Source organism: Planotetraspora thailandica (assembly GCF_016863335.1).
Lineage (GTDB): Bacteria > Actinomycetota > Actinomycetes > Streptosporangiales > Streptosporangiaceae > Planotetraspora > Planotetraspora thailandica.
This window is the reverse complement of the sequence record NZ_BOOR01000123.1, coordinates 1-1,141: the sequence shown is the minus strand read 5'-3', so window position 1 is coordinate 1,141 and position 1,141 is coordinate 1. Positions and strand designations below refer to the sequence as shown.

The 1,141-nt window shown below is 66.1% G+C and carries 1 protein-coding gene; it reads right to left on the bottom strand.

Annotated features, from left to right (window positions below; genetic code table 11):
* A partial coding sequence (locus Pth03_RS41125; RefSeq protein WP_203949953.1) for an IS256 family transposase occupies positions 1-1,020 on the bottom strand: 1,020 nt, incomplete at its 3' end.
* Positions 1,021-1,141 lie beyond the last annotated feature (121 nt).

Here is a 1,141-nt window from a genome sequence, read left to right as displayed (position 1 = left end):
TTCTTGGGGGTTGTTCGACCAGATCTGTTTCCAGATCTCTCGGGGGAACTGGGCGAACGCGAGCAGGTCCTCGCGGGCTTGGTCGAGGTGGTCGGCGGCGGCCGGGTACTTCGCCTGGAGGGCGTCGATGACCCAGGCGTGCTGGGCGCGCACCTGTTCGGTGGTGGGTTGATCGAAGATGGTCCGCACCAGCGTGGCCACCCATGGCTGTGCCGACTTCGGGACAGCCGTGAGCAAATTCCGCAGGTAGTGCGTTCGACACCGCTGCCACGACGCCCCAGGCAACGTGGCGCCGACAGCTTCCACCAGCCCGGCATGGGCATCGGAGATGACCAACTGGACGCCGGACAGGCCACGGGCGACCAGGCCACGCAGGAACGCCAGCCACCCGGCGCCGTCCTCCCGAGAGCTGATGTCCAGGCCGAGGATCTCCCGCTGGCCGTTGGCGTTGACCGCGGTCGCGATCAGGGCATGGACGTTGACGATGCGCCCGCCCTCGCGCACCTTCTGGGTCAAGGCGTCCAGCCACACGAACGCGTACGGCCCTCCATCCAAGGCTCGGGTGCGGAACGCCTCCACCTGCGCATCCAGGGTTTTGGCCATAGCTGAGACCTGGCTTTTGGAGATGCCGGTGATGCCGAGCTGCTCGACCAGCTTGTCCACCCGCCGCGTTGAGACACCGAGCAGGTAGCTGGTGGCCACGACGCTGACCAGGGCTTGTTCGGCCCGCCGCCGGCGTTCCAGCAGCCACTCTGGGAAGTAGGAACCCTGCCGCAGCTTCGGAATCGCGAGCTCCACCGTCCCTGCCCGGGTGTCCCACTCCCGCGTTCGGTAGCCGTTGCGGGAGTTGGTCCGCTCGCTGCTGCGCTTCCCGTAGTCGGCCCCGCAGACGCTGTCTGCTTCGGCCGACATCAACGCCTCGGCCATGGTCTTCACCATGGATCGCAACAGATCCGGATCCTGCGCCCCGATTCGCTCCGCCAGCCAGCCGGCAGGGTCCACACTGTCGTTCACGGCCATCGCTTTCTTCTCCTTCGCTCTTGATTCGCAATCACGAAGGATCACGCGATGGCCGTCCTCATTTCACGACGCCACGCCTCTACCAGCGGAAACTCTTACACCACTCCCGTGGACGCAACCC